The sequence below is a fragment of the Pseudomonas sp. P9_2 genome (assembly GCF_034008255.1).
Taxonomy (GTDB): domain Bacteria; phylum Pseudomonadota; class Gammaproteobacteria; order Pseudomonadales; family Pseudomonadaceae; genus Aquipseudomonas; species Aquipseudomonas synxantha_A.
The window spans coordinates 4,914,912-4,941,278 of the sequence record NZ_CP125376.1 but is presented as its reverse complement, the minus strand read 5'-3'; the positions used below and the strand labels follow the sequence as shown (position 1 = coordinate 4,941,278).

General features: G+C 60.4%; 25 protein-coding genes and 1 pseudogene. 17 read left to right on the top strand and 9 right to left on the bottom strand.

The window, feature by feature from the left end:
• Positions 1 to 124: 124 nt before the first annotated feature.
• The 3 genes from QMK52_RS21950 to QMK52_RS21940 are packed head-to-tail and all read right to left on the bottom strand — an operon-like array spanning position 125 to position 3,671.
• The gene (locus tag QMK52_RS21950; RefSeq protein ID WP_005788086.1) at positions 125 to 1,072 is read right to left on the bottom strand and encodes a dihydrodipicolinate synthase family protein; all 948 of its coding nucleotides are present in this window, start codon (positions 1,070 to 1,072) and stop codon (positions 125 to 127) included.
• Positions 1,073 to 1,107: 35 nt separating this feature from the next.
• Positions 1,108 to 2,034 (bottom strand): 4-hydroxyproline epimerase, encoded by a 927-nt coding sequence (locus QMK52_RS21945; protein ID WP_320403405.1) that lies wholly within the window; start codon positions 2,032 to 2,034, stop codon positions 1,108 to 1,110.
• Positions 2,035 to 2,045: 11 nt separating this feature from the next.
• Positions 2,046 to 3,671 carry an APC family permease gene (locus QMK52_RS21940; protein WP_194437996.1) on the bottom strand — a complete coding sequence of 542 codons (1,626 nt, stop codon included), beginning with the start codon at positions 3,669 to 3,671 and terminating at the stop codon, positions 2,046 to 2,048.
• 186 nt (positions 3,672 to 3,857) lie between these two features.
• Between QMK52_RS21940 and QMK52_RS21935 the strand changes: the two genes are divergently transcribed.
• Together QMK52_RS21935 and treS are read left to right on the top strand one after the other, a co-directional pair.
• Positions 3,858 to 4,646, top strand: a complete 789-nt coding sequence (locus tag QMK52_RS21935) for an AraC family transcriptional regulator (RefSeq protein ID WP_320403404.1) — start codon at positions 3,858 to 3,860, stop codon at positions 4,644 to 4,646.
• Positions 4,647 to 4,831: 185 nt separating this feature from the next.
• On the top strand, positions 4,832 to 6,895 hold the full coding sequence (treS, locus tag QMK52_RS21930) for a maltose alpha-D-glucosyltransferase (RefSeq protein ID WP_194438000.1): 2,064 nt from the start codon (positions 4,832 to 4,834) through the stop codon (positions 6,893 to 6,895).
• 65 nt (positions 6,896 to 6,960) lie between these two features.
• Here treS and QMK52_RS21925 read toward each other — a convergent pair whose 3' ends face one another.
• Complete coding sequence (locus QMK52_RS21925; RefSeq protein WP_032875586.1) at positions 6,961 to 7,389, bottom strand: glycine zipper domain-containing protein; 429 nt, start codon at positions 7,387 to 7,389, stop codon at positions 6,961 to 6,963.
• A 228-nt stretch (positions 7,390 to 7,617) separates the two neighbouring features.
• Here QMK52_RS21925 and QMK52_RS21920 point away from each other — a divergent pair, with 228 nt between their 5' ends.
• Entirely contained in the window at positions 7,618 to 8,076 is a 459-nt protein-coding gene (locus QMK52_RS21920; RefSeq protein ID WP_005788097.1) for an Hsp20 family protein, read from the top strand.
• A 49-nt stretch (positions 8,077 to 8,125) separates the two neighbouring features.
• Here the strand turns inward: QMK52_RS21920 and QMK52_RS21915 are convergent, their stop codons facing one another.
• Positions 8,126 to 9,022 carry a LysR family transcriptional regulator gene (locus tag QMK52_RS21915; RefSeq protein WP_005788099.1) on the bottom strand — a complete coding sequence of 299 codons (897 nt, stop codon included), beginning with the start codon at positions 9,020 to 9,022 and terminating at the stop codon, positions 8,126 to 8,128.
• Positions 9,023 to 9,307: 285 nt separating this feature from the next.
• Here QMK52_RS21915 and moaB point away from each other — a divergent pair, with 285 nt between their 5' ends.
• Both moaB and glp read left to right on the top strand, forming a co-directional pair.
• Positions 9,308 to 9,847: a molybdenum cofactor biosynthesis protein B gene (moaB, locus tag QMK52_RS21910; RefSeq protein ID WP_005788101.1), complete on the top strand. Its 540-nt coding sequence runs from the start codon at positions 9,308 to 9,310 to the stop codon at positions 9,845 to 9,847.
• Positions 9,844 to 11,049 (top strand): gephyrin-like molybdotransferase Glp, encoded by a 1,206-nt coding sequence (glp, locus tag QMK52_RS21905; RefSeq protein WP_320403403.1) that lies wholly within the window; start codon positions 9,844 to 9,846, stop codon positions 11,047 to 11,049. Before moaB ends, glp begins: the two co-directional genes overlap by 4 nt.
• Before the next feature lie 52 nt (positions 11,050 to 11,101).
• On the opposite strand, the gene moaE is transcribed toward glp, so the two are convergent.
• From moaE to moaA, 4 genes are read right to left on the bottom strand one after another with little or no spacing between them, the layout of a single operon-like run.
• Complete coding sequence (moaE, locus tag QMK52_RS21900) at positions 11,102 to 11,557, bottom strand: molybdopterin synthase catalytic subunit MoaE (protein ID WP_194438004.1); 456 nt, start codon at positions 11,555 to 11,557, stop codon at positions 11,102 to 11,104.
• A gap of 3 nt (positions 11,558 to 11,560) precedes the next feature.
• Positions 11,561 to 11,812, bottom strand: a complete 252-nt coding sequence (moaD, locus tag QMK52_RS21895; protein ID WP_078821301.1) for a molybdopterin converting factor subunit 1 — start codon at positions 11,810 to 11,812, stop codon at positions 11,561 to 11,563.
• Complete coding sequence (moaC, locus tag QMK52_RS21890; protein ID WP_005788109.1) at positions 11,809 to 12,303, bottom strand: cyclic pyranopterin monophosphate synthase MoaC; 495 nt, start codon at positions 12,301 to 12,303, stop codon at positions 11,809 to 11,811. Before moaC ends, moaD begins: the two co-directional genes overlap by 4 nt.
• Before the next feature lie 46 nt (positions 12,304 to 12,349).
• Complete coding sequence (gene moaA / locus QMK52_RS21885) at positions 12,350 to 13,348, bottom strand: GTP 3',8-cyclase MoaA (RefSeq protein ID WP_194438005.1); 999 nt, start codon at positions 13,346 to 13,348, stop codon at positions 12,350 to 12,352.
• Positions 13,349 to 13,759: 411 nt separating this feature from the next.
• Between moaA and QMK52_RS21880 the strand changes: the two genes are divergently transcribed.
• From QMK52_RS21880 to pstB, 12 genes and pseudogenes are all read left to right on the top strand, one after another.
• A complete protein-coding gene (locus tag QMK52_RS21880; RefSeq protein WP_005788114.1) occupies positions 13,760 to 16,084 on the top strand; it encodes an FdhF/YdeP family oxidoreductase in 2,325 nt (774 codons plus the stop codon).
• Between the two features lie 132 nt (positions 16,085 to 16,216).
• Positions 16,217 to 17,638, top strand: coding sequence for a cytochrome ubiquinol oxidase subunit I (locus tag QMK52_RS21875; RefSeq protein WP_194438008.1), 1,422 nt, complete (start codon positions 16,217 to 16,219; stop codon positions 17,636 to 17,638).
• Positions 17,639 to 17,653: 15 nt separating this feature from the next.
• Positions 17,654 to 18,670 carry a cytochrome d ubiquinol oxidase subunit II gene (cydB, locus tag QMK52_RS21870; RefSeq protein ID WP_194438010.1) on the top strand — a complete coding sequence of 339 codons (1,017 nt, stop codon included), beginning with the start codon at positions 17,654 to 17,656 and terminating at the stop codon, positions 18,668 to 18,670.
• Positions 18,657 to 18,815 (top strand): DUF2474 domain-containing protein, encoded by a 159-nt coding sequence (locus tag QMK52_RS21865; RefSeq protein WP_005788120.1) that lies wholly within the window; start codon positions 18,657 to 18,659, stop codon positions 18,813 to 18,815. The genes cydB and QMK52_RS21865 overlap by 14 nt, the downstream gene beginning before the upstream one ends.
• A 248-nt stretch (positions 18,816 to 19,063) precedes the next feature.
• Positions 19,064 to 19,753, top strand: a complete 690-nt coding sequence (locus QMK52_RS21860; RefSeq protein ID WP_005788122.1) for an isochorismatase family protein — start codon at positions 19,064 to 19,066, stop codon at positions 19,751 to 19,753.
• Between the two features lie 63 nt (positions 19,754 to 19,816).
• Entirely contained in the window at positions 19,817 to 20,443 is a 627-nt protein-coding gene (ycaC, locus tag QMK52_RS21855; protein WP_320403402.1) for an isochorismate family cysteine hydrolase YcaC, read from the top strand.
• 119 nt (positions 20,444 to 20,562) lie between these two features.
• On the top strand, positions 20,563 to 21,981 hold the full coding sequence (locus QMK52_RS21850; protein WP_320403401.1) for an OprD family outer membrane porin: 1,419 nt from the start codon (positions 20,563 to 20,565) through the stop codon (positions 21,979 to 21,981).
• A 106-nt stretch (positions 21,982 to 22,087) separates the two neighbouring features.
• A pseudogene (locus tag QMK52_RS21845) lies at positions 22,088 to 22,378 on the top strand (transporter); the annotation flags it as partial.
• Positions 22,379 to 22,509: 131 nt separating this feature from the next.
• The gene (pstS, locus tag QMK52_RS21840; RefSeq protein WP_005788130.1) at positions 22,510 to 23,541 is read left to right on the top strand and encodes a phosphate ABC transporter substrate-binding protein PstS; all 1,032 of its coding nucleotides are present in this window, start codon (positions 22,510 to 22,512) and stop codon (positions 23,539 to 23,541) included.
• A gap of 75 nt (positions 23,542 to 23,616) precedes the next feature.
• Positions 23,617 to 24,585 carry a phosphate ABC transporter permease subunit PstC gene (gene pstC, locus QMK52_RS21835; protein WP_005788132.1) on the top strand — a complete coding sequence of 323 codons (969 nt, stop codon included), beginning with the start codon at positions 23,617 to 23,619 and terminating at the stop codon, positions 24,583 to 24,585.
• The gene (gene pstA, locus QMK52_RS21830; RefSeq protein WP_005788134.1) at positions 24,582 to 25,475 is read left to right on the top strand and encodes a phosphate ABC transporter permease PstA; all 894 of its coding nucleotides are present in this window, start codon (positions 24,582 to 24,584) and stop codon (positions 25,473 to 25,475) included. The genes pstC and pstA overlap by 4 nt, the downstream gene beginning before the upstream one ends.
• Before the next feature lie 76 nt (positions 25,476 to 25,551).
• Entirely contained in the window at positions 25,552 to 26,313 is a 762-nt protein-coding gene (pstB, locus tag QMK52_RS21825; RefSeq protein WP_019817112.1) for a phosphate ABC transporter ATP-binding protein PstB, read from the top strand.
• Positions 26,314 to 26,367 lie beyond the last annotated feature (54 nt).

Here is a 26,367-nt window from a genome sequence, read left to right as displayed (position 1 = left end):
CTGGAAAATAGAGGGTTGTTTTAGGAGCGAGCTTGCTCGCGAAAAAAGTGCATATAACGCGTTTATTCAGGATGAACGCGTTATCGTTAACGACCTTCGCGAGCAAGCCCACCCCTACAGAAAATCAAGCGACGTTTTGTTCCGCCGACCAGTTGGCATACCACTGGCGGAACAGCGCGTACTGCTGCTCGGCATAGCGGCGCTGGGCAGCGCTGAGCACATCGGTTTCGTTGAAGTGCAGGGCGTAGCCCTGATCGCCGTTGAGCACCATCAAATGCTTGTAATACAGCACCAGGTCACAGCCCTCATCGAACGACGACAGCACCGCCAGCGCAGCTTCCAGTTCGCGGGCCTGGCGCCGCGCCTTGGCATCACCCTTGGCGGCCTTTTTGCTCAGGGCCACCAGTTGCAGCACTTCCCGAGGCAAGGCGTTGCCGATGCCGGTGATGGCGCCGGTGGCGTTGCAATTGACGAAGCCGTGCACCACTTGCGTATCGACGCCAACCATCAGCGTTACGTCATCGTCCTGGGAGGTAATGTTTTCTGCGGCGTAGCGCAGGTCGGCGCCGCCGCCGAATTCCTTGAAGCCAATCAGGTTCGGGTGTTCGCGGCGCAGTTCGAAAAACAGATCGGCGCGGGTGGCGAACCCGTAGTAGGGGCTGTTGTAGATCACCGCCGGCAGGTTGGGCGCGGCGTTGAGGATCGCTGCAAAGTGGGCCTTTTGTGCGGTGACCGAAGCCCCACGGGACAGAACACGGGGAATCACCATCAAACCATGGGCGCCGACCTTGGCGGCATGGGCTGCGTGGGATACGGCCTCACGGCTGTTCACCGCGCCGGTGCCGACGATGGTCGGCACGCCGGCCGCGACCAGACGCGCCACGCCTTCCTGGCGCTGGGCCTCGGTGAGCAGCGGCCAATCGCCCATGGAGCCGCAATACACCACTGCGCTCATGCCGATATCAATCAGCTCGCGGCCTTTGGCGACCAGTGCGTCAAAGTCCGGTTGGCGCTCGGCAGTGCAGGGGGTCATCAGGGCGGGCATGCAGCCGGTGAAGATGTTGTCGCTCATGGTGCTAACTCCATTCAGGTTAATAAATAAAAGGCTCAGATGCCCCAGGCAAACGGGTCCTGTTCGTCGATCAGCAAGGTGCTGTCGGCGGTCATGAAGGCGCGGCCGGTGATGAAGGGACGCACGCGTTCGCCTTCCCATTCATAGCGGCCCTGGAAGTGGCTGCCGGTGATGCTGGCTTGTACCCAGGTCTGCCCCGCCGCGAGTTTTCCATCGGCGGCCAGGCACGCGAGCTTGGCGCTGGTGCCGGTGCCGCAGGGGGAGCGGTCATAGGCTTTGCCGGGGCACATCACGAAGTTGCGGCTGTCGGCCTGGGCGTCGTCGGCGAACAGTTCGACATGGTCGATCAACGCGCCGTCTGCGCCGTGAATACCTTGGGCCTCAAGGGCCTTGAGCATCGCCCAGGTGTAGTCGGTCAAGACGTCAACGTTGCTCATCTGCAGGGCCTGGCCGTGGTCCGACACCAGGAAAAACCAGTTGCCGCCCCAGGCGATGTCGCCCAGCACCACGCCATACCCGGGCACCTGCACCGGTACCTGCTGGCGGTAGCGGTAGGCGGGCACGTTGCGCAGGGTTACGCCACCGTCTTCGTGCAGCGTGGCTGCCACCGGGCCTACCGGGGTGTCGATGGTGTGGACACCTGGCGCGATAAGGCCGAGGTAGCGCAGGGAGGCGACCAGGCCGATAGTGCCGTGGCCGCACATGCCGAGGTAGCCGGCATTGTTGAAGAAAATCACTCCACAGGTGGCGCCCGGCGTGACCGGCGCGCAGTACAGTGCACCGACCAGCACATCGTTGCCCCGTGGCTCCAGCAGGCAGGCGCGACGCCATTGATCGTGATGAGTGCGCAGATCTTCAAGCTGCTCGGCGACGGTGGTGCCCGCCAAAGCCGGGAAGCCGTTCATGATCAGGCGCGTGGGTTCGCCACCGGTGTGGGAGTCGATTACATGCAGTCGCTTCATGGAAGGTTCCATCAGTGAGTGGCCGCCGAGAGGGGAGTGTCGTAGTGGCTGTCAGTGACCGCTTCGCTTTCATCGTCTTCGGTCTCCAGGCGCACCAGGTGGGCCGGCACACCGGTGGCGGCGCCCCAGTAGTAGATGCCCAGGGCGCAGGCCGCTACGACCAGCGTGTCAAACGGGTGGCTGATCACACCAATACCGCCAAAGCTGCCGAGCTTGGAGAGCAAAATGGTCACGGCGTAGAAGCCGATCAGCCAGGCCGAAGAGCGCACTTGCTGCTTGAGATTGAGGTGCGCGGTCGGTACCCAGCGTGCACAGAGCAGGTACACCACAAACATCAGGATTTGCAGGCCCAACAGCCATGACACCGTGTTCCAGCCTGACCAATACACGATCAACGCGGCGATGATGAATGATAGCGGGCCCAGTACCGCCATGCCCTTGACCCGGAACGGCCGCGCCATGGCCGGTGCATTGCGGCGCAGAGCGGCGACGGTCACCGGGGCCACGGCGTAGCTCAGGATCAACGCGGCGGATACCACGTTGATCAGCGCTTCCCAGGAAGGGAACGGCAGGGTCCAGAACACCGACAGGCCAAAGGTCAGCCACAGCGCCGGACGCGGGATGCCGGACTTTTCATCGATGCGCGTGAAGATCTTGAAAAAGGTGCCGGTCTGCGCCCAGCCATACACCACGCGCGGGGTGGCGTTCATGTAGATATTGCCGCAGCCGCTGGGGGAGATCACCGCATCGGCCACCACCAGATAAGCCAGCCAACCTACACCCAGCGCCAGAGCGATATCGCGATACGGCAGGGCCAGCTCCTTGCTGATGCCGGCCCAGCCATTGGCGAGCATTTCGGTGGGCACACCGCCGAGGAACGCGGTTTGCAGCAGCACATAGATGGCAGTCGACAACAGCACCGAGAGAATCAGCGCGATGGGAATGGTGCGCTGCGGGTTCTTGACTTCGCTGGCCACCGAAATGATCGGCGTCAGCCCCAGGTAAGCGAAGATTACGCCGCCAGCCGACACCGCCATCTCAATGCCCGAGAGGCCGAACGGTGCAAAACCATGCATCTGGAAGTTCGCCGGTTTGAAGAAGGTGAACAGCACACCGATCACCAGCAACGGCACGATGAACTTGAACACGCTCACCAGGTTATTGGCGATGGCAAAGGTCTTGACGCTGCGGTAGTTGAGGATAAAGAACAGGCATAGCAGCGCGAACTGCACCAGCCAGCCCAGGGTGGTCGGGTCGCTGGAACCGGCCTTGGTCAACTCCGGAAACCACGCTGCAGCGTATTGGCGCGAGGCAACCACTTCAATCGCCACCAGGCTGGAAAACGCGATCAGCGTGATAAAGCCCATCAGGTAGCCCAGCAACGGGCCATGGGAGTACACCGGGTAACGCACTACGCCACCGGCGCGGGGCAGGGCGGCGCCGAGTTCGCAATAGACAATGCCCAGCAACAGCACGGCGAACCCACCCAGCAACCAGGAAAAAATCCCTGCCGGGCCGGCGATGGCCGACACATGACTGGCGGCGAATAACCAACCCGAACCGAAGATGGCTCCCAGCCCGATAAAGGTGAGGTCCATCAGTGACAACTGTTTCTTGAACTTGCCTTGGCCTGACATAGCGGCGCCTTCTTGTGAGTTATTGGATAGGCATGCAGTGGCGCTATCGTGAACCCGCCAGCCCGGCGGCGATTGATGTTTTACGTGGGGATGAATGACGAATTCAGCACAATTTCTCGCACTCGACAGCGCCCGGCACATGGCGCAATCTGCTGGCCGTCGATCAATAAAAGGGCGGTGAAAGTCATGTTGCACAGCGCGTTTGCGAGCCTTCTCCACGGCAGCCGCCCCGACAGCATCGAGCAGCTATTGAACGGGGTAGAGCAGTTATTACCGATGTTCGACGTGCTGCCCAACGCCGCGATTTTTATCAAGGACATCGACGCCCGCTACGTGCTCGCCAACCGCACCCTGGTGCAGCGCTGCGGCCTGAGGCAGTTGCAACCGCTGCTGGGCAAGACCAGCGCCGAGGTGTTCCCTGCGCAACTGGGGCCGGGCTATACCGAGCAGGACAGGCGTGTGCTTGAACAGGGGCGGGTGCTGGAAGACCAGCTTGAATTACACCTCTACGGCACCCGCGAACCCGGCTGGTGCCTCACGCACAAATGGCCGCTGTACAACCGGCTCGGTGCAATCATCGGCTTGGCCGGGATTTCGGTAGACCTGCAATCGGCCAGCGAAACCCATCCGGCTTATCAACGCCTGGCGGCGGTGGATGAACACATCCGCGCCCACTTCAACCGCCGCGTCACCTTGGGTGAGTTGACCCGTATCGCCGGGATTTCCGTGGCGCAACTGGAGCGCTACTGCAAACGCGTTTTCCACCTGACGCCGCGGCAAATGATCCAGAAAGTACGTCTGGAACATGCCCGGCGGCTGTTGCATAGCGAGCTGCCGATTACCGAGGTGGCGTTGCAGTGTGGGTACACCGACCACAGCGCGTTTACCCGCCAGTTCAAGGCATCGACCGGGTTCACCCCGAGGCAGTACAGGCAAGCCACGCAAGGCGGCAGGGCAGGTGAATGTCTTATGTAGGAGCGAGCTTGCTCGCGAAAAACCTCAACGATAACGCGCGCTTTCTGAATGAACGCGGCGCCTGTGAGTTTTTCGCGAGCAAGCTCGCTCCTACAAGATAAGCGTCCTATTGCAATGCAACGAATAGCGCCCAAGCCCCTCATATGCTTACACCGACCCTTTTCACCACGACAGGTACCGAGCTTATGACCGCGGCGAACAACGATCATGTGAACTGGCTGGTGCAACAATCCATGCTGCACGCGGCGCGGCAGCGGGCCAAGCTCTACTCCGGGCAAGGGCGCTTGTGGCAGCAGCCCTACGCGCATACCCGGCCGCGTGATGCGTCAGCCTTGTCGTCAGTGTGGTTCACCGCCTACCCGGCGTCGATTGTCACCCGCGAAGGCGGCACGGTGCTCGAAGCGCTGGGGGATGAAACCCTGTGGCATGCCTTGTCGAAAATCGGCATTCAAGGCATTCACAACGGCCCATTGAAAAAGTCTGGTGGCTTGGCTGGCACCGAACACACCCCGACCATCGATGGCAATTTTGACCGCATCAGCTTCGACATCGACCCGCAACTGGGCACCGAGGCGCAGTTGCAGGCCTTGACGCGCATGGCCGCCGCGCACAATGCGGTGATCATCGACGATGTAATCCCATCCCACACCGGCAAGGGCGCGGACTTTCGCCTCGCGGAGATGGCCTACGAGGACTACCCCGGGCTGTACCACATGGTGGAAATCCGTGAGGAAGATTGGCCGTTGCTGCCGGACGTGGTCGAGGGCCGTGATGCGCAGAACCTCAGCCCGATGCAGGTGGATGCGCTGCGCGACAAGCACTACATCGTTGGCCAGTTGCAGCGGGTGATCTTCTTCGAACCCGGGGTAAAGGAAACCGACTGGAGCGCCACGCCAGAGGTGGTCGGCGTGGATGGCAAACCACGGCGATGGGTGTACCTGCATTACTTCAAGGAAGGCCAACCGTCGCTCAATTGGCTGGACCCCTCGTTCGCCGCGCAGCAGATGATCATCGGTGATGCGTTGCACGCCATTGATGTGATGGGCGCAAAGATCCTGCGCCTGGACGCCAACGGTTTTCTCGGTGTGGAGCGCAAGCTCGATGGTACGGCCTGGTCGGAAAGCCATCCGCTGTCGATCACCGGCAACCAGTTGCTCGGCGGCGCAATTCGCAAGGCCGGTGGTTTCAGCTTCCAGGAACTCAACCTGACTGTGGATGACATTGCCTCCATGTCCCACGGCGGTGCAGACCTGTCATACGACTTCATCACCCGGCCGGCCTACCAGCACGCGTTGCTGATGGGCGACACCGAATTCCTGCGCCTGATGCTGCGCCAGATGCACACGCTGGGCATCGACCCGGGTTCGTTGATCCACGCGCTGCAGAACCACGACGAACTGACCCTGGAACTGGTGCATTTCTGGACGCTGCACGCCCATGACACCTTCCTGTTCCAGGGCCAGACTTTTCCCGGCAACATCCTGCGCGAGCATATCCGCGAGCAGATGTACGAACGCCTGACCGGTGAACATGCGCCGTACAACCTCAAGTTCGTCACCAACGGCGTGTCCTGCACCACGGTCAGCATCATCACTGCTGCCTTGGGCATTCGTGACCTTGAGGCGATTACCCAGGCTGATACCCAGCAGATTCGCCAGATCCATTTGCTGCTGGTGATGTACAACGCCATGCAGCCTGGGGTGTTCGCGTTATCCGGCTGGGACCTGGTGGGCGCGCTGCCGTTGGCGGCCGAAGACGTGGCGCACCTGATGGCCGATGGTGATACCCGCTGGATACATCGCGGCGCTTACGATCTGGTGGACCTGAACCCCGAGGCCGAGCTGTCGGCCGGGCAGATGCCGCGCTCCAAAAGCCTGTACGGCAGCCTGAACCACCAGTTGCAGGATCCGGATTCATTCGCTTCGCAACTGCAGAAAATCCTCAGCGTACGCCGCGCCTACGACATCGCCGCGAGCCGTCAGATCCTGATACCGGATGTCGAGCATCCGGGGTTGCTGGTCATGGTTCACGAACTGCCGGCGGGTAAGGGGACGCAGATCACTGCGCTGAACTTTGGTGCCACGCCGATCACCGAATCCCTGCACCTGCCTAACATCGCGCCGGGGCCGGTGGTGGATATCATCAATGAGCGTGTAGAAGGGGACCTGACAGAGGAGGGCACGTTCACGATTACGCTGGATGCCTATGAAGGGCTGGCATTGCGGGTAGTGAGCAGCACGCCGATGTAAATGGATATTGGCCCGACGTAGGAGCGAGCTTGCTCGCTCCTACACCTGGCATTATGGCAAGCCGATCAATGATGCTTATTCTTGTGCTTATGCTTGTTGCCTTTGTGCTTGGCGCCGCCTGAGCGATGATCGCTCTCGTCATCGGCCAGGTTATTACCCAGCGCGCCACCGGCTGCACCACCGACGCCTGCGCCGATGGTCGAACCGGTGGTGCCGCCCAGGCGATTGCCAATCAGCGACCCGCCTGCCGAACCCAAACCGCCGCCAATCGCCGCTTCGGTTTTATTGCCCTTTTGCGCGCCAACCGCGCCACCGGCGGCGCCGCCCACGCCTGCACCGATAGCCGCGCCGGTCGAACCGCCGAGCTGTTGGCCTACCACATTGCCCAACGCGCCGCCGACACCGCCGCCCAGCGCGGCAGTGCCATCTCCGGCGGCCAGGGCCCCTTGGGAAATCAGGATGCCCAATGCCAGGGCAGGGAATGTCATTTTCATTTTTTTGTACCTCAAGGGCTGTCTCAGGCGCTCACGGGTTAAAGCACGCCTGGCATTCAGATTAGAGCACATGCGGTATCACTGCGGTTTTTGCGATAGTCATTGGCGCAAGAAAAAATTTCTTGCAGCCCTCTTGAATTCCGTTTCCTCGTCCATAAATTTTTGATCACGCGATGCCGAATGCGGGTCGCGTACTAAATCACTTGGAGAAACTCAGGAGATTTTAAAATGGCTACTACCCTTTCGTTGGCACCACTGTTCCGTCAATCGGTGGGCTTTGACCGCTTCAATGACCTGTTCGAGTCGGCGCTGCGTAGCGAGGCTCCGAACTCCTATCCACCTCACAACGTGGAAAAGCACGGTGACGACGCGTACCGCATTGTCATCGCCGTCGCTGGCCTGACCGAGGAGGATCTGGATATCCAGGTCGAAAGGGGCGTCTTGACGGTTTCCGGCGGTAAACGCGAAACCGACGATAAGGTCGCTTACCTGCACCAAGGCATTGCTCAACGTGCCTTCCGGTTGTCGTTCCGCCTGGCGGACCACATCGAAGTGCGCGGCGCAGCCCTGACCAATGGTTTGCTGAGCATCGACCTGCAGCGCGAGGTGCCTGAAGAGGCCAAGCCCAAACGCATCACGATTGGTGGCGAAAGCAAGCCTGAACTGCGTCAGGTAAGTGTGCAGTAAAGCAAACGGCGGTAAAAAGGCGCTCTACGGAGCGCCTTTTTTGTGGGCGTTAACCCTCGCCCTTGATCGCAAACAACTTCCTGGCTTCGGCAAAACACTTCTCGGCAATGGCCGAGCGTGGTTCGGTCTTGCGCATCACCATGCCCAGGGGCGCGAGGACGCTGGCGTCCGGCAGGTTGATGAACGCCAGGTTCTCGATCGGGCTTTCCAGGCCGCTGTCCAACGGCATGATCGCGCAGCAGAAGCCTTCGTGGATCGCCTGGAACAGTTGATAGGTGGAATCGCTTTCGAGGATCGGCTGCGGATCCAGGCCACGGCTGCGGAAACTCAGGTCGATGGATTTGCGGTAGTGCATGCCGTTGCTGATCATCCCCAATGGCAGTTCGGCGGCGTCTTCCCAGCTCATTTGGGTGCCTTCGAAATGGAAGTGGCGGGTGTCGTAGAGCAGCCCGACACGGGTCTCGCCCATTTCAAAAAAATCCAGATAGTTGGGATTGACGTGGTCCAGGTAGCACACACCCAGGTCCAGCTGGTTGGTGCCCAGCGCTTCGATGATCCTGTCCGAACTCATGGATGTGAGGCTGAACTTGAGTTCCGGGAAGGTGTGGGACAAGTCCTGAATGAAACGGATCGGGTTGAAGCCGCTCAGGGGCACCAGGCCCAGGCGCAGGTTACCGACCAGTTGGCCACGGCATGCGGCGGCTTCGGCAAACAGGCCGTCATGGGCAGCGAGCAGCGTCCTCGCCCAGGCCAGCACACGCTCGCCGGCTTCGGTGAAGCCTTCAAAGCGCTGGCCGCGGGTGACCAGCTCCAGGCCAAGCTCATCTTCCAGGTTGCGCAGGCGCATCGACAGGGTCGGCTGGGTGATATGGCAGCGTGCAGCAGCCTGGCCGAAGTGCCGGGTCTGCTCCAGCGCGATCAGGAATTTGAGTTGCTTTATGTCCATTAATGCACCTGCCTGGGAATAAGTGAAAAGCCGTTCATGGCGCAAGGTGCTGGAACCCCGCGCAACCCGGCGAATGAATGAGCAGACGATCTCATTGTAACGGCAGGCACGTCCAATCACCTGTATTGACAGAGTGATTGATGCACTCGATAGCAGTCCAGGGCCGGCAGTAAAAGCCGTGATAGAAACGCTCGATAACCCGGTCAGTCGTAACGATTAGACAGCCATCGTTTCAGCGCTTTAGCCTCAGGCCATTGTTTTGATAATTGCCTGCCGGAGAATCACATGAGCGTCACGTCGGATGCATTGTTTGTACCCCTGAATATTGCCGTGTTGACGGTCAGCGATACCCGCGAATATGCCAATGACACCTCCGGGCAATTGCTGGTCAGTCGCCTGTTGGAAGCTGGGCACAGCCTGTTGGAGCGCAACCTGCTCAAGGATGACCTGTACAAAATTCGCGCCCAGGTGGCGGCCTGGATCGCCGATGAGCGCGTGCAGGTGGTGTTGATTACCGGCGGCACGGGGTTTACCGGCCGCGACAGCACCCCCGAGGCGGTGGGCTGTTTGCTGGATAAGCACATTGATGGTTTTGGTGAGCTGTTCCGTGCGATCTCGATTCTTGATATTGGTACGTCCACGGTGCAGAGCCGCGCCTTGGCCGGGCTGGCCAACGGCACGCTGGTGTGCTGCCTGCCGGGCTCGACGGGTGCTTGTCGTACTGCCTGGGAAGGTATTCTGGCCGAGCAGCTCGATGCGCGCCACCGACCATGTAACTTCGTGCCGCACCTCAAGCCGGTGGCTCTGTGCGGCACGCGAGGATGAGGCGCGCCGCGCTGATGTCGGTGGAGGAGGCCATTGCTGCGTTGTTGGCCCTGGCCGAGGAGCATCGCCTGCACGACAGCGAGCCGGTGCTGCTCAGCGATGCCCGGCAACGGGTGCTGGCCAATGACCTGGTGGCGAGCCTGGACCTGCCGCCCTGGCCCAACAGTGCCATGGACGGCTACGCCCTGAACCTCACAGACTGGCACGGCCAGCCACTGCCGGTGTCGCAGCAGATCTTCGCCGGTCAAGCGCCTGAACCGCTGCAGCCCGGTACCTGTGCGCGCATCTTCACCGGCGCACCGGTGCCGGACGGGGCCAACTGCATCGAAATGCAGGAGAACGCCGAGGTGCTGGACGATGCGCGTGTGCGCTTTACCCAGCCGCTGCGCGAGGGCCAGAATATCCGCACCCAAGGCCAGGAAAACCGCGCCGGTGAGGTATTACTGCATGCCGGCAAGCGACTCGGCCCTTTCGAGCTGGCCGTCGCGGCAGCCCAGGGCTGCACCCATGTGTCGGTGGTACGCCGGCCACGGGTGGCGCTGCTGTCCACCGGCGATGAACTGGCCGAGCCGGGCACACCGCTCAAGCCTGGCTGCATCTACAACAGCAATCGAACTTTGCTCAGCCATTGGCTGGGGGCACTGGGTTGTGAGGTCATCGACGGCGGCATTCTCCCCGACCAGTCGCAACTGACTCGGCTCAAGCTGGAGCAGCTGCAACAGGCGGCCGACCTGATCCTGACCACCGGCGGCGTGTCGGCCGGCGATGCCGATTGCCTCGGCCAGGTACTGCGTGAATGCGGCAAGCCATTGTTCTGGAAACTTGCGATCAAACCGGGCAAACCCCTGACCGTCGGTTCGTTTGGCCGAGTGCCGGTGATTGGCCTGCCCGGCAACCCGGCCTCGGCACTGGTGACCTTCGGCTTGCTGGCCCGGGCTTATCTACTGCGTATCCAGGGGGTCGATGATGTCACGCCGATGAGCTTTGAGGTGTATGTGGGGTTTGACTGGCCCAAGGCCGGCAGTCGCCGCGAGTACCTGCGAGCCAGGATCGAGGCGGGCAGGGCGGTGCTGTATCCGAACCAGAGTTCCGGGGTGATGCTGGGTGCGTCGTGGGCGGATGGGTTGGTTGAAATTTGCGAGGGCAGCACGTTGCAGGCCGGTGATACGGCGCGGTTTATACCGTTCTCTGAGTTGTTCTGATTCGGGCACGCTAATGCCAGTCAGTTAAGGCTTTTGCAGGAGCGATGTACGCTTAACTGAGTACCCAGCGCTCCTGCGCCAGGCGGTCACTTTCCCGTCCTTCTACCCAACGCTCTCCAGCTGGCGTTTGCTCCCGCTTCCAGAACGGCGCCCGAGTCTTGAGGTAGTCCATCAGGAACGCGCAGGCTTCAAAGGCCGCCAGGCGATGTTGGCTGGCGACGCCGACGAAGACGATGGGCTCACCCACCTTCAGCGGGCCCACACGATGAACGATGCTTACCCGCTGTAGCGGCCAGCGTTCATGGGCTTGATCAACGATCAACTGCAGTGCGCGCTCGGTCATGCCGGGGTAATGCTCAAGGAACAATGCGCTGACCTGATCGCCCTGGTTGATATCGCGTACATACCCCACGAACGTGGCCACGGCGCCAACGCCGGGGTCTTCGGCGTGCACGCTGCGGGTCAGTTCACCCAGGTCCAACAGTTCGGTCTGCACCTGAATCGGCATGGGTCAGCCTCCGGTCACTTGGGGGAAGAACGCAATTTCGTCGAAGTCTTCGATCAGCGCTTGCGGTGTGCAGAGTTCCTGGTTCAGCGCGCACATCAGGCTGGTTTCACCCAGCACTTGCTGCCAGGTCTCACCGCGGGCGCATAGCAATTGCCTGACGTCTGCAATGGTGCGCAGGGACTCATCCAATACGAGCTTTTCACCGCCAACGCCCAGTTGTTCACGGTAGCGCGCAAAGTAGTTGATCAGAATCATTGGGCGTCTCCTGCAATGAAGGTGCCTGATTTGCCGCCGTGTTTTTTCAGCAGCTGGATTCGGTCGATGACCATGCCCCGATCCACGGCCTTGCACATGTCATAGATCGTCAAGGCTGCCACGCTGGCGGCGGTCAGGGCTTCGAGTTCGACGCCGGTCTGGCCGTTGAGCCGGCAGGTGCTGAGGATCTGCACTCTGTCAGGCTCGATGGCGCGCAGTTCGAGGTGGATCGAACTGAGCATCAGCGGGTGGCACAGCGGGATCAGCTCATGGGTTTTCTTCGCGGCCATGATCCCGGCGATACGTGCCACGGCAAACACATCGCCCTTGGGATGGCCGTTGGCCTGGATCAGTTGCAAGGTGGCCGGCAACATGTGCACCCAAGCCTGGGCCTGGGCTTCGCGGGTGGTAGCGGCTTTGTCGGTGACGTCGACCATGCTGGCTCGGCCTGCGGCGTCCAGATGGGTCAGGGTAGGCGAGTGTTCGTGCATGGGGTACCTCGGGTCAACTGAGTACAAAGAAAGAGAGGCCGGCCAGCTAGCCGCCGGTCATGTTCATGAAACGCACCACCTGCACGTCATCGTTGAGCTCGAAGTTGTGTCGATACGGCTTGATCTTCATCGACTCGAGAATGGCGTGCTCCAGCCGTTGCGGTTCACCCGGGTAACGGCGCAGCACCTCCTTGAGGTCGACCGAATGCTCGTTGCCCAGGCACAGCAGCAAGCGGCCTTCAACGGTCAGCCGCACGCGGTTGCAGGTGCCGCAGAAGTTGTGGCTGTGGGGGGAAATAAAGCCCAGGCGGATATGCGGTGCTTCGGCCAGGCGCCAGTAGCGTGAAGGGCCCTGGGTCGATTCGGCCGAGTCGATCAGGGTGTAGCGTTCGGCGATGCGCTCGCGCACTTGCGCGCTGGAATAGAAAGCCTCGGCACGGCTGTGTTCGCTGATCACGCCCAGGGGCATTTCCTCGATAAAGCTGATATCCACGCCGCGTTCGATGGCGAACGCTACCAGGTCGTTGATCTCGTGATCGTTGCGGCCTTTCATCACCACGCAATTGAGTTTGGTGTGTTGAAAACCCGCAGCATTCGCAGCGTCAATACCGGCGATGACTTTGGCCAGATCGCCGGTGCGCGTCAGTTCGCGAAAGCGCTGGGGATCAAGGCTGTCGAGGCTGATGTTCAGGCGCTTCACGCCAGCCTCGAACAAGGGGGCGGCGAGCTTGCCCAACTGCGAGCCGTTGGTGGTCATGCACAGCTCGCGCAGGCCGGGGAGGGCGGCGATGCGCTGGCACAGGTCAACCACACCTGGGCGAATCAGCGGCTCGCCGCCGGTCAGGCGGATTTTGCGAGTGCCCAGGGTGACGAAGCTTTCAGCCAGTTGATACAGCTCCTCCAGGGTGAGGATGCGCTGGCGCGGCAGGAACTGCATGTCTTCGGCCATGCAATACACACAACGGAAATCGCAGCGGTCGGTCACCGACATTCTGAGATAGTCGACCCGGCGAGAAAAACTATCCATCAGGATTTTATCGGTCATGGAAACCTCCGGCTGCGACTCAATAAGAGCGTAGCCATGGCGTTGTTTTTGAGCGCTCGACAGAGATGAGAGCCTTATTTGATTCAAGCCTAAAGTTGTTTTTCAAGGGCGTCTAATCACTATTAACAACTGAGTGATCGATGAAATCTATAGCGATTTTATTTGAGCTTTTTAGGTTCGTATCACTATGAAAAATAAAGATTTTAATGTTGATAGATGGTGTCGATGGCGTGGTCGTTATTTGTGATTAGACAGATGTTTTTGCAGGGCCTAGCCTGAATATGTAAACCGATTTCCAGACCGTGGAAAGATCGGTGCAAACACTGTTTGCGTTCTGCAATGCCTGAAAATAACCATCAATAAAGGCTTTAAGTTAGGCGCTGCCTATGCGTGAAGTCCTGGAGAAACATCATGAGCGAAGTTGAACGTTATAAACCGTACAAGGGGGCCGCCGCCGGTTGGGGCGCGCTGATCGCGGTGACGAAAAACTGGCTGGGCAGTGAAAACGCGCTCAAGAACATCCGTGCGATGCTCAAGACCAACCAGAACGGCGGTTTTGACTGTCCCGGTTGCGCCTGGGGCGAGTCGCCGGAAAGCGGCATGGTCAAGTTCTGCGAGAACGGCGCTAAGGCGGTCAACTGGGAAGCCACCGGGCGCCTGGTCAATCCGGCGTTCTTCAACAAATACACGGTGTCGTCGCTGGCAGCGCAAAGTGACTATTGGCTCGAATACCAGGGCCGCCTGACACACCCAATGCGCTATGACGACTCGCTGGACCGTTATGTCGAAATCACTTGGGACGATGCCTTTGCCCTGATCGCCAAGCACCTCAACGAACTGGAGTCGCCGGACCAGGCCGAGTTCTATACCTCGGGGCGCGCCAGTAACGAAGCGGCTTATTTGTACCAACTGTTCGTTCGCGCCTACGGTACCAACAACTTTCCCGACTGTTCGAACATGTGCCACGAAGCCAGCGGCCTGGGCATGGACGACAGTGTTGGCGTGGGCAAAGGCACGGTGACCTTCGATGACCTGGAAGAAGCCGACGCGATTTTCGTCATCGGCCAGAACCCCGGCACCAACCACCCACGTATGCTCGAACCGCTGCGCGAGGCGGTAAAGCGCGGTGCCCAGGTGATCTGTTTCAACCCGCTCAAGGAACGTGGGCTGGAGCGTTTCCAACACCCGCAGCATCCCCTGGAGATGCTCACCAACGGTTCCGAACCTACCTCGTCGGCGTACTTTCGCCCGGCCTTGGGCGGCGACATGGCGGCCTTTCGTGGTATCGCCAAGTTCCTGCTCAAATGGGAACGTGAAGCCCTGGAGAACGATGGCGAGGCAGTCTTCGACCGCGCTTTCATTGCCCAGCACACCTCGGGCCTGGAGCACTATCTGGCGCAAGTGGACGCCACCTCATGGGAGCATATCGTCGAGCAATCGGGCCTGAGCCTTGAGGATATCGAGCTGGCCGCACGCATGTACCGACGCGCCAAGCGGGTGATCATGTGCTGGGCGATGGGCGTGACCCAGCACACACACTCGGTGCTGACCGTGCAGGAAATCATCAACGTGCAACTGTTGCGTGGCAATATCGGCCGGCCAGGGGCGGGGCTATCGCCCGTGCGTGGCCACAGCAACGTGCAGGGCGACCGCACCATGGGCATCAACGAACTGGCGCCGCCGGAGTTGATCAACGCATTGGAAGCACGCTTTGACTTCAAGGTCCCGCGCCGCCATGGTCACAACACGGTCATGGCGATTGCGGCCATGGAAGAAGGGCGCGCCAAGGTCTTCATCGGCCTGGGCGGCAATTTTGCCCAAGCGACGCCGGACACCCCGCGCACCCACGCGGCATTGCGCAAGTGCGACCTCACTGTGCACATCGCTACCAAGCTCAACCGCAGCCATCTGGTGACGGGCCGCGAAGCCTTGATCCTGCCGTGCCTGGGCCGCACCGATATCGACATCCAGGAACAAGGCCCGCAAGGCGTGACCGTTGAAGACACCTTCAGCATGGTGCACATCTCCCACGGCCAGCTGAAACCCAAGTCGCCGCTGATGCGTTCGGAACCCGCCATCATTGCCGGGATCGCCAATGCGACCCTGGGCAATCACCCGATTGACTGGCTGTGGACGGTGGCCGACTACGGCCGCATCCGCGACTTGATTGCCGACACCATTCCCGGCTTCAAGGACTTCAACACCAAACTGCTGCATCCGGGCGGCTTTCATCTGGGCAACGACGCAGCGCGACGCATCTGGAAAACCGACAGCGGCAAAGCCCAGTTTGTCTCCAGCGTGTTGCCGGCGCACCTGGTCAGCGAAGGCGTGCGCAATCTGGACGTCAAGCCGGAGCTGATCCTGCAGACCATGCGTTCCCACGACCAGTACAACACCACCCTGTACGGGCTCGATGACCGTTATCGCGGTGTCTATGGCATGCGCGATGTGGTGTTCGTCAATGAACAGGACATCCGCAAGCTGGGCTACGAGCCGGGGCAGAAAGTCGACATGGTCTCGCTGTGGGGCGATGGCCGTGAGCGTCGGGTCAGCGGCTTCACCTTGATCGCCTATGACATTCCCGCCGGGCAGGCCGCCGCCTATTACCCCGAAACCAACCCGTTGGTGCCGCTGGAAAGCTATGGCGACCGTACGTTTACCCCGACGTCGAAGTTCATCGCCATCCGGCTTGAACCCGCGCCGGTCAGCAATCTGATCCAGTCCCACGGCGCTTGAGTCGTACCGGGGCGGCCAGTATGGCGCCCTGGTTTTCCCTGATCACTGCACATCCGCTTGCCCCAGGCCACCAGGCCAGAGGCACGCCGATCTGGGTGCGCGTGCGCATCAAGTTTCCATAAGGGTATTGCCATGTTAAATATCGAGGCGCTGGACCTTGCGCGAATTCAATTCGCCTTCACGGTCTCGTTTCACATTATTTTCCCCGCTATCACCATCGGCCTGGCCAGTTTCCTGGCGGTGCTCGAAGGCTTGTGGCTGAGAACCAACAACGCGGTCTACAAGGACCTGTATCACTTCTGGTCGAAGATCTTCGCCGTCAACTTCGGCATGGGCGTGGTCTCGGGCCTGGTCATGGCCTACGAGTTCGGCACCAATTGGAGTCGTTTCTCGGACTTTGCCGGCAGCATCACCGGGCCGTTGCTCACCTATGAGGTGCTGACGGCGTTCTTCCTGGAAGCGGGTTTCCTCGGGGTCATGCTGTTTGGCTGGAACCGGGTGGGGCGCGGTTTGCACTTCTTTTCTACGGTGATGGTCGCCATCGGGACGTTGATCTCGACGTTCTGGATCCTGGCGTCCAACAGCTGGATGCAAACGCCCCAGGGCTTCTCCATCGTCGATGGCCGGGTGGTGCCGCTGGACTGGTTCGCCATCGTCTTCAACCCGTCGTTCCCGTTCCGCCTGGCGCATATGGCAATCGCTGCCTTTGTTGCCACGGCGTTCTTCGTCGGCTCATCGGCGGCCTGGCACTTGCTGCGTAAAAACGACACTCCGGCAGTGCGTAAAATGCTCTCGATGGCGTTGTGGATGGCGTTGATCGTGGCTCCGATCCAGGCGGTCGTCGGTGATGCCCATGGTTTGAACACTCTGGAGCACCAGCCGGCGAAAATTGCTGCGATTGAAGGGCATTGGGAAAACGTCGGTAACGGCGCGACGCCGCTGGTGTTGTTTGGCATCCCTGACATGCAGGCCGAGAAGACCCGCTTTGCAATCGAAGTGCCGTACCTGGGTAGCCTGATCCTCACCCACAGCCTGGACAAACAGATCCCGGCGCTCAAGAGCTTCCCCAAGGAAGACCGGCCGAACTCGACCATCATCTTTTTCAGCTTCCGCATCATGGCCGGACTGGGCATGTTGATGATCCTTACTGGCTTGCTGGGCTTCGCCTTGCGGCGTAACGGCGCGCTGTATCGCAATCGCCTGTTCCTGCGCCTGGTGTTGTTCATGGGGCCGACCGGGCTGATCGCCATGCTGGCCGGCTGGATCACCACTGAAGTAGGGCGCCAGCCGTGGGTGGTTTACGGGCTGATGCGTACCGCAGACGCGGCGTCCAATCACAGCGTCACGCAATTGAGCATCTCCCTGGCGTTGTTTGTGCTGATCTACTTTTCGGTATTTGCCGTGGGTATCGGCTACATGATGAAGCTGGTGCGCAAGGGCCCGCAGCCCCATCACGACCATCCGCCACAGGGCGGCCCCGGCCAGGAGCGCACACCACGCCGCCCCCTGTCCGCCGTCACCGAGACGCTCGCGTCCGGCGACCACACCAACTGATCAAGGGGATTGCACATGGGCATTGTAGGTATAGACCTGTCGTTGATCTGGGGCGTGATCATTGCCTTCGGGGTGATGATGTACGTGATCATGGATGGCTTCGATTTGGGCCTGGGCATCCTGTTTCCGCTGATCCCGGACGAGCAGGAGCGCGATGTGATGATGAACACCGTGGCGCCGGTATGGGACGGTAACGAGACATGGTTGGTACTCGGCGGCGCGGCGTTGTATGGGGCGTTTCCGCTGGCGTATTCGGTGATCCTGGAGGCGTTGTACCTGCCGCTGATTTTCATGCTGGCCGGGCTGATCTTTCGTGGTGTGGCGTTTGAGTTTCGCTTCAAGGCCAGCCCGCAGAAGCGGCATATCTGGGACATGGCGTTTATCGGCGGCTCGTTCCTGGCGACCTTTTGCCAGGGCGTGGTGATCGGCACCTACATCGCCGGCATTGCGGTGGTCAATCGCCAGTTTGCCGGGGGCAGCCTCGACTGGCTCTCGCCGTTCCCGCTGTTCTGCGGGGTTGGGTTGGTGGTGGCCTATGCGTTGCTGGGCAGCACCTGGTTGCTGGTCAAGACCGAAGGCATGCTCGAATCGCGCATGCGCCTGTTCAGCCGCTACTTGGCCTTCGCGCTGATGGCGGTGGTGGCGGTGCTGTGCGTGTGGACGCCGTGGCTACACCCGGAAATCGCCCTGCGCTGGTTTGCCCAGGCGCACATTGTGGTGTTTGGCGGCCTGATGCTGCTGGGCGTAGTGGCACTGGTGGGGCTGTTGAAAACGTTGCGCCAACACCACTCGCACTGGCCGTTCGTATTCACCCTGGTGCTGGTGTTCCTGGGGTATATCGGGCTGGCCTTCAGCATCTGGCCGAACATTGTGCCGCCATCCATCAGCTTGTGGGACGCTGCATCGCCGCCTTCGAGCCAGTTGTTCATCCTGATCGGCACGCTGTTCATCCTGCCGATCATCCTGATGTACACCTGCTGGAGCTACTACGTATTCCGCGGCAAAGTGAGGATTGGCGATGGCTACCACTAAGGGTGAAAAGCCGCTGCCTGCTGGCCGTTGGTACCAGCGGGTGTTGTGGCTGATCGCTATCTGGTTCGCCAGCGTGCTCGCCCTCGGCATCCTTGCGAGTGGCTTGCGCTGGATGATGCATATGGCTGGCATGGCCAGCCATTGAGGCGAGCCTGAGCCAATGTGCAAGAGGCGGTACATCGTTCCATTTTTGAGATGCAGCGGCCCGGTTCAGCCACTACCTAACCCTGAACCTGATGATTAAGGTGGCTCCATTGTTTATTCGCAGGTGTCCTACAGGCGCAAGTCGTGGATACCGGTCGGAGCGTGTCTATACAGGAAGTGCAGACACTGCCGGGCACTGTTCCGGCACACCATTCCAGGGAGGTCTATCCAAGCAAAGAGGAAATGCAAATGACTGCATCAGGTAACGCTGCAAACTTCAATGGTCAAAAGCCGACGATTGATCCCGCCGACACGGCCATGTTGCTGATCGACCACCAGAGTGGTCTGTTCCAGATCGTCAAGGACATTGATGTTCCTCAGTTGCGCGCCAACGCTATCGCGCTGGCCAAGGCCGCGACCCTGTTGAAAATCCCGGTCATCACTACCGCTTCGGTTCCACAAGGCCCCAATGGCCCGCTGATCCCGGAAATCCACGAAGCCGCGCCCCACGCCAAGTACGTCGCCCGTCGCGGCGAAATCAACGCCTGGGATAACCCTGAGTTTCACGCCGCCGTCAAAGCCACCGGCAAGAAGACCCTGGTGATTGCCGGCACCCTGACCAGCGTATGCCTGGCCTTTCCGTCTATCGCAGCGGTGCACGAAGGCTACAAGGTGTTCGCAGTGGTCGATGCTTCGGGCAACCACTCCAGGCTGGCCACCGACCTGACCATCGCGCGCCTGGCCCAAGCCGGCGCGGTGCCGATCGACATCATGGGCACGCTCTCGGAGTTGCAAGGTTCGTGGAACCGTCCGGATGCCCAGGAGTGGGCGAACGTCTACACCCAGGCGATGCCGCACTACCAACTGCTGATCGAGAGCTACATCAAGGCTCAGGAAGTGGCAAACAATCACGAAGAACTAGACTCACAGCGCAAGTAAACACGCTGGGTTCTTTACCGGGCGCCCACTCGGAGCGTCACCTTCTTTATCAGGAGTATCACGATGTCTACACCTTACGTTCGCTTGGACAAAAATAACGCCGCTGTGTTGTTGGTGGACCATCAGGCTGGCCTGCTGTCATTGGTCCGCGACATCGACCCGGACAAGTTCAAGAACAACGTGCTGGCCCTGGCTGACCTGGCCAAGTACTTCAAGCTGCCGACCATCCTGACCACCAGTTTCGAAACCGGCCCCAATGGCCCGCTGGTACCGGAACTCAAGGCGCTGTTCCCGGACGCTCCGTACATTGCCCGTCCTGGGCAGATCAATGCCTGGGACAACGAAGACTTCGTCAAGGCCATCAAGGCCACCGGCAAGAAGCAACTGATCATTGCCGGCGTGGTGACCGAAGTGTGCGTGGCATTCCCGGCGCTGTCGGCGCTGGCGGAAGGCTTTGAAGTGTTCGTGGTGACCGATGCCTCCGGCACCTTCAATGAGCTGACCCAGCAATCGGCCTGGGCCCGCATGTCGGCCAATGGTGCGCAGCTGATGACTTGGTTCGGCCTGGCCTGTGAGCTGCACCGCGACTGGCGCAACGATATCGAAGGCTTGGGGACGTTGTTCTCCAACCACATCCCGGACTACCGCAACCTGTTCACCAGCTACAACGCGTTGACTGAAGGCAAGTAAGCCTGGAATGCAGGCTGCCGATGTATTGGCAGCTTGCACTTGCTCTTGGGATAGGGCCGCTTGCGCGCGGGCACTACGGCGACCGTGACGGTGCTTGAACAACCACAGGAGCAACGCTGATGCCTATTTTCAAGCGGATCGTGCGTGTCTCCATATCGCTCACGGTGTCACTCTCGGCGACGGGCGTACAGGCCGATAACTCCTTGGGCCAACGGGATAACCTCAGCACCGGTATCAATGAACGACAGAAAGCCGAACTGGCGGTGACGCCGGGATTTGTCAGCGGCTCGTCCCTCAATGGGCTGCTGCGCAATTACTACCTGGGCCGCGATAACCACAACACGCCGTCGCGCCTGGATCAGCGTGAATGGGTGCAAGGTGTGTACCTGTCGTTTCGCTCGGGTTACACCGACACGCCGATTGGTGTGGGGGTCGATGTGCATGGGTTCTATGGTCTCAAGCTCGATGGCGGTGGAGGCAGTGGCGGGGCGGGTTTGCTGCCGCTGGATTCGAAAAAGGCTCCGGAGTCTGACTTCTCGGCAGCGGGCGTGGCACTCAAGCTGCGCGGCTTTGGCAGCTTGGTGCAGGCAGGTGACCAGTATCTGGATAACCCACTGGTGGCCAGCGGTGTGAGCCGGGTGTTCCCACAGACCTATCGTGGCGTCACGCTGAAGAACTACAGCTTGCAAAACCTGACCCTCGACACCGGCTGGGTCGATTCCATACGCCTGCGCAACCAGAGCGGCCAGAGCCACCTGACCACCAGTTACGGCACTGGCAACAAGGCCGGTGTGGCGGCCGAGCGCGAGAGTTCGCACATGAGCTGGCTGGGCGGCGTTTACAGTGCGCCGGGCGGGGTTACGCTGACCCTGTATGGCGGCCAGCTCAGCGATATCTGGAGCCAGTATTACGCTGGGGTCAGCTACCCCTTCACGTTGAACCATGGGATCACGCTGACGCCGTATGTGCATTACTTCAAGACCCGTAACCAGGGCCAAAGCCACTTGGGGCGCATCGACAACAATACTTACACCGGCGGCCTGACCCTGTCCGGCGCAGGCCAGAGCCTGACCCTCGGTGTGCAGAAGGTCGACGGCGACACACCGTTCGACTACGTCGTGCAGGACGACCGCACGTTCATGTACCTGAACAATTCCCAGCAATACGCCGACTTCAATGCCCCGGGTGAAAAGTCCTGGAAGATCCAATACCAGACCAGCCTGGCCTTCATCAACGCGCCGGACTTTCAGCTCAGCACCTCCTACACCTGGGGTGAAGCGGACCTGACGCGAGTCGACCCCAACAGCACCGGCTACGGCTACATCTATAACGCTGCGGGTAAGGACGCGCACCACTGGGAACGCGACGTCGCCCTGCGTTATGCGGTGCCGGGCGGCAAGGCCAAGGGCTTGAACGTCACATTGCGCTGGGCCGCGCATCGATCCGGCCAAGGCTATACCGCGCCGGGCAATACCCGTGGCAACTCGAATGCCGATGAGTACCGGGTGATCGTGGATTACCCATTCAACGTTTTTTAATCGGCAGTCAATGAAGGTGCTGTATGCGTCAAACACAATGGATTCGGGTTCTGGGCATCAGCTCTGCATTGGCCTGCGCCACCAGCGAGGTGAGCAGTGGCAGAATGCCATCAGTGTCCAGCCGGGCCAAGCGATCCACAGTAACCTCGCAGTGTCCTATGCCGTTGCCGAACGCTGGCGGGTCGGTGTGGCGGGGTATCAACTCAAGCAGATCAGCGATGACCGTATCGATGGCCATCGGCAACAGGATTCCAGGGAGCAAGTAGTGGGCATAGGCCCCGGCGTGATGTATCAGCAAGGCAAGCAAACGTTCTTTGCGAACCTGCTGCGTAGCTCAGCAGGAGCAAGCGCCCCCGCCATAGGGGATCGCAGCATTTTAGACGCAATTTGTTACTAACCAGTCCCCCGGAAATACATCGCTGTAGTGGCAAACAGGGACAAAACCCCGGTTTGCCACTCAATTTTCATAAAAATGTAACAACCCTGCTGCACAGTTCGGGAGCCCGTCACCACAACGAGTTCCTTTTAATGAAAAGCTTGATGAAGTCTGCAGCACTGGCCGTTACGGTTTCTCTGTGTGCCTCCTCCATGACCTTCGCCGCCGAAAACGTGCGCCTCACCGGCTCCGGCGCCAGCTTCCCTGCACCGATCTACCTCACCTGGTTCAAGGATTTCAGCAAGAAGACCGCTGGCGTCACGGTGGATTATCAATCCAAGGGCAGCGGCGCAGGTGTGCAGGACTTCCTGAATAAAACCGTCGATTTCGCCGCCAGTGATTCGGCCATGAAGGATGAAGACATCGCCAAGGTGGCCGAAGGCGTGCAATTGCTGCCGATGACCGCGGGTGAAATCGTGCTGGCGTATAACCTGCCGGGCAACCCCAAGGGCCTCAAGCTGCCACGTGACGTTTATTCCAATATCTTCCTGGGCAAGATCACCAAGTGGAACGACCCACAGATCGTCGCCGCCAACCCGGACCTGAAACTGACCGACACACCGATCACCGTGGTAGTGCGTGCAGACTCCAGCGGCACCACGGCGGTCTTCACCAAGCATTTGGCGACCATCAATCCTGAATTCAAAACGGCGCTGGGCGAGGGCAATACTGTCAACTGGCCAGCCAGCGACAAATTCATCAAGTCGCCCAAGAACGATGGCGTGACCGCCACCGTACGCCAGACGCCAGGCGCGATTGGCTACATTGAGTACGGCTTCGCCAAGCTGGCCAAGGTCGACTTCGCCCAGTTGCAGAACAAGGCCGGCCAGTACGTGGTACCGAACGCCGAGAGCGGTGCCGAGGCCCTGGCAGCAGTGAAGATGCCGGAAAGCCTGGTGGCCTGGCTGCCGGATCCGGACGGTGCCAAGTCCTACCCGATCACGTCCTACACCTGGATGATCTTCCGCAAGGACAACGGTAATCCGGCCAAGGCCAAGGCCATGCGCGAAATGGTCGAATACAGCTTGACCGAGGGGCAGAAAATCGCCGACTCGATGGGCTACATCCCGCTGCCGCAATCGGTGGTCGATCAGGTGCGTAAAGCTTCCGCCAACATCCAGTAACACCCGTGAGGTCGCTCTTGGCCTGGGCTGTCAGCCAGGCCGGGAGCGTTTCCCCCCTTGTTCCGGAATTCGCCCATGATCAAACCTTTCGTCGTTCCGGTTAACCCGGATTCTGCCTGCCAACCCCCCTCTGCAAAAGACTTCCTGGTCGATCGCACCTTCCGTGGGCTCGCGCGAATCGGGGTGGTACTGATTCTGGCGTTGGTCGCAGCCTTGGTATTCGAGGTGGGACGCAAGGCCCTTCCCGGCATGGAGAAGCACGGTTTCGACGTGCTTTTTGGCAGTGTCTGGGATGTCAACCAAGGCAAGTACGGGATCCTGCCGGCGATTTGGGGCACGCTCTATAGCGCCCTGATTGCGCTGCTGATTGCAGGGGTTTTCGGCGTCAGCATGGCGATTTTCCTGACTCAGGATTTCCTGCCGGCGAAGCTGGCGGCGGTGTTTCGCACCATCGTTGAATTGCTCGCGGCCATCCCCAGCGTGGTGTATGGCCTGTGGGGCATCTACGTGGTGATCCCGGCGATCCGGCCACTGACCACCTGGTTGAACAGTGAACTGGGGTGGATCCCGTTTTTCGGCACCTCCTTGAGCGGGCCAGGGTTGCTGCCTGCAGCGCTGGTATTGGCGATCATGATTCTGCCGACGATTGCCGCCGTGTCCCAGGACGCCCTGACCAGCGTGCCGATGAAAACCAAGCAGGCTGCCTACGGTATGGGGACTACCCATTGGGAGGCGATTCTCAAGGTGATGGTGCCTTCTGCCGCCACCGGTATTTTCGGTTCGCTGGTGCTCGGCCTCGGCCGCGCGCTGGGTGAAACCATGGCGCTGGCGATGTTGGTGGGCAACGCCAACAACATCTCACTGTCGCTGTTTGCGCCGGCCAATACCTTGGCGGCCTTGTTGGCGCTGAACTTTCCCGAAGCCGGGCCGAATGAGATCGAGGTGTTGATGTACGCCGCGCTCGTGCTGATGTTTATCACGCTGCTGGTGAACGTCATCGGTTCCATGATCATGCTCTACGCCCAGCGCGGTACTAAACAATGACTGACCTCACGTCCCCGATCACCGCGGTGCCCAGCCTGCAGCGCAAGTTCGAAGGCCGCGCCCTGCGCAGCCTGGTGTTGACAACGCTGGTCTGGCTCGGCGCGCTGCTGGCCAGCGTGCCGCTGATTTCCGTGCTCTACATGCTGATCACCCGTGGCGGCGCACGCTTGAGCCTGGAAGTGTTTACCGAACTGCCGCCCACCGGCTTCGAAACCGGCGGCGGTTTCGGCAACGCCATGGCAGGCACCTTTGTGATGGTCGGCATTGCTGCCGCCATCGCGGTGCCGGTCGGCATCATGGCGGCGATCTTCCTGGCCGAACTGGGGCCGGACAGCAAATTGGCGAACACTGCGCGCTTTGCCGCCAAGATGCTTACCGGTTTGCCTTCGATCCTGGCCGGGGTGTTCGCCTACGCCCTGGTGGTCATGACCACCGGTACTTACTCGGCGCCGGCGGGCGGTGTAGCCCTGGCGGTACTGATGCTGCCGATCGTGGTGCTGACCGCCGAAGAGTCGATGCGCATGGTGCCCAAGATCATGAAGGACGCCGCCTACGGCATGGGCTGCACGCGCTCACAGGTGATCTGGAAGATCATTTTGCCGACCGGCCTGCCGGCGATCCTCACTGGCGTGATGCTGGCCGTGGCCCGTGCTGCCGGTGAAACCGCGCCGCTGCTGTTTACCGCGCTGTTCAGCAACTACTGGATCTACCACGACGGCGACCTCGCGGTCATGAACCCCACGGCCTCGCTGGCGGTGCTGATCTACAACTTCTCCGGCATGCCGTTCGACAACCAGCTTGAGCTCGCCTGGGCGGCCTCGTTGGTGTTGGTGATGATCGTGCTGGTTGTCAATATTGTCAGCCGTATCTTCGGCAAGCCCAAGTATTAAGAACGGGAGCATCTGAATTTTGAACGTCTCAACTGCGCAAATAGCCGCTCCGTTTGTCACCCAGTCGCCTGTGGTCATGGACTGCAAGCTGGACAGGATTTTCTACGGCAACTTCATGGCGGTGCGTGACAGCCATGTGCCGATTGAAAAAAACAAGATCACCGGTTTTATCGGCCCGTCGGGCTGCGGCAAAAGTACTGTGCTGCGCAGCCTCAACCGCATGAACGATTTGGTGAAGGGCTTTCGCTTCGAGGGCCACGTGCATTTCCTCGGCCAGGACGTGTATGGCAAGGGCGTCGACCCGGTGGTGGTTCGCCGCTACATCGGCATGGTGTTCCAGCAGCCCAACCCGTTTTCCATGAGCATCTTCGACAACGTCGCGTTCGGCCTGCGCCTGAACCGCTACAAAGGCGATCTGGGCGACCGCGTCAAGCACGCCCTGCAAGGCGCGGCGCTGTGGGATGAGGTCAAGGACAAGCTCAAGGTCAGTGGCTTGTCGCTCTCTGGTGGTCAGCAGCAGCGGTTGTGTATCGCCCGCGCCATCGCCACCGAGCCGGAAGTGCTGTTGCTCGATGAGCCCTGTTCGGCCCTCGACCCCATCGCGACCCGCCGGGTGGAGGAGCTGATGGTGGAATTGAAGAAGGACTACACCATCGCACTGGTGACCCACAACATGCAGCAGGCCATCCGCGTAGCAGACACCACGGCGTTTTTCTCGGTGGATATTTCCCAAGGCACGCGCACTGGCTACCTGGTGGAAATGGGCCCGACCGCGCAGATTTTCGGCAGCCCGCGTGAGCAGATGACCGAGGATTACATCAGCGGCAAGTTCAGCTGAGCCATCCATGTTCGATAACAGCCGCACCTGCGCCAACGTCTTCTCGGGAATGCC

Coding starts and splice junctions, on each gene's coding strand:
- QMK52_RS21950 (WP_005788086.1), bottom strand. CDS start 1,072: ATGAGCGACAACATCTTCACCGGCTGCATGCCCGCCCTGATGACCCCC.
- QMK52_RS21945 (WP_320403405.1), bottom strand. CDS start 2,034: ATGAAGCGACTGCATGTAATCGACTCCCACACCGGTGGCGAACCCACG.
- QMK52_RS21940 (WP_194437996.1), bottom strand. CDS start 3,671: ATGTCAGGCCAAGGCAAGTTCAAGAAACAGTTGTCACTGATGGACCTC.
- QMK52_RS21935 (WP_320403404.1), top strand. CDS start 3,858: ATGTTGCACAGCGCGTTTGCGAGCCTTCTCCACGGCAGCCGCCCCGAC.
- treS (WP_194438000.1), top strand. CDS start 4,832: ATGACCGCGGCGAACAACGATCATGTGAACTGGCTGGTGCAACAATCC.
- QMK52_RS21925 (WP_032875586.1), bottom strand. CDS start 7,389: ATGAAAATGACATTCCCTGCCCTGGCATTGGGCATCCTGATTTCCCAA.
- QMK52_RS21920 (WP_005788097.1), top strand. CDS start 7,618: ATGGCTACTACCCTTTCGTTGGCACCACTGTTCCGTCAATCGGTGGGC.
- QMK52_RS21915 (WP_005788099.1), bottom strand. CDS start 9,022: ATGGACATAAAGCAACTCAAATTCCTGATCGCGCTGGAGCAGACCCGG.
- moaB (WP_005788101.1), top strand. CDS start 9,308: ATGAGCGTCACGTCGGATGCATTGTTTGTACCCCTGAATATTGCCGTG.
- glp (WP_320403403.1), top strand. CDS start 9,844: ATGAGGCGCGCCGCGCTGATGTCGGTGGAGGAGGCCATTGCTGCGTTG.
- moaE (WP_194438004.1), bottom strand. CDS start 11,557: ATGCCGATTCAGGTGCAGACCGAACTGTTGGACCTGGGTGAACTGACC.
- moaD (WP_078821301.1), bottom strand. CDS start 11,812: ATGATTCTGATCAACTACTTTGCGCGCTACCGTGAACAACTGGGCGTT.
- moaC (WP_005788109.1), bottom strand. CDS start 12,303: ATGCACGAACACTCGCCTACCCTGACCCATCTGGACGCCGCAGGCCGA.
- moaA (WP_194438005.1), bottom strand. CDS start 13,348: ATGACCGATAAAATCCTGATGGATAGTTTTTCTCGCCGGGTCGACTAT.
- QMK52_RS21880 (WP_005788114.1), top strand. CDS start 13,760: ATGAGCGAAGTTGAACGTTATAAACCGTACAAGGGGGCCGCCGCCGGT.
- QMK52_RS21875 (WP_194438008.1), top strand. CDS start 16,217: ATGTTAAATATCGAGGCGCTGGACCTTGCGCGAATTCAATTCGCCTTC.
- cydB (WP_194438010.1), top strand. CDS start 17,654: ATGGGCATTGTAGGTATAGACCTGTCGTTGATCTGGGGCGTGATCATT.
- QMK52_RS21865 (WP_005788120.1), top strand. CDS start 18,657: ATGGCTACCACTAAGGGTGAAAAGCCGCTGCCTGCTGGCCGTTGGTAC.
- QMK52_RS21860 (WP_005788122.1), top strand. CDS start 19,064: ATGACTGCATCAGGTAACGCTGCAAACTTCAATGGTCAAAAGCCGACG.
- ycaC (WP_320403402.1), top strand. CDS start 19,817: ATGTCTACACCTTACGTTCGCTTGGACAAAAATAACGCCGCTGTGTTG.
- QMK52_RS21850 (WP_320403401.1), top strand. CDS start 20,563: ATGCCTATTTTCAAGCGGATCGTGCGTGTCTCCATATCGCTCACGGTG.
- pstS (WP_005788130.1), top strand. CDS start 22,510: ATGAAAAGCTTGATGAAGTCTGCAGCACTGGCCGTTACGGTTTCTCTG.
- pstC (WP_005788132.1), top strand. CDS start 23,617: ATGATCAAACCTTTCGTCGTTCCGGTTAACCCGGATTCTGCCTGCCAA.
- pstA (WP_005788134.1), top strand. CDS start 24,582: ATGACTGACCTCACGTCCCCGATCACCGCGGTGCCCAGCCTGCAGCGC.
- pstB (WP_019817112.1), top strand. CDS start 25,552: ATGGACTGCAAGCTGGACAGGATTTTCTACGGCAACTTCATGGCGGTG.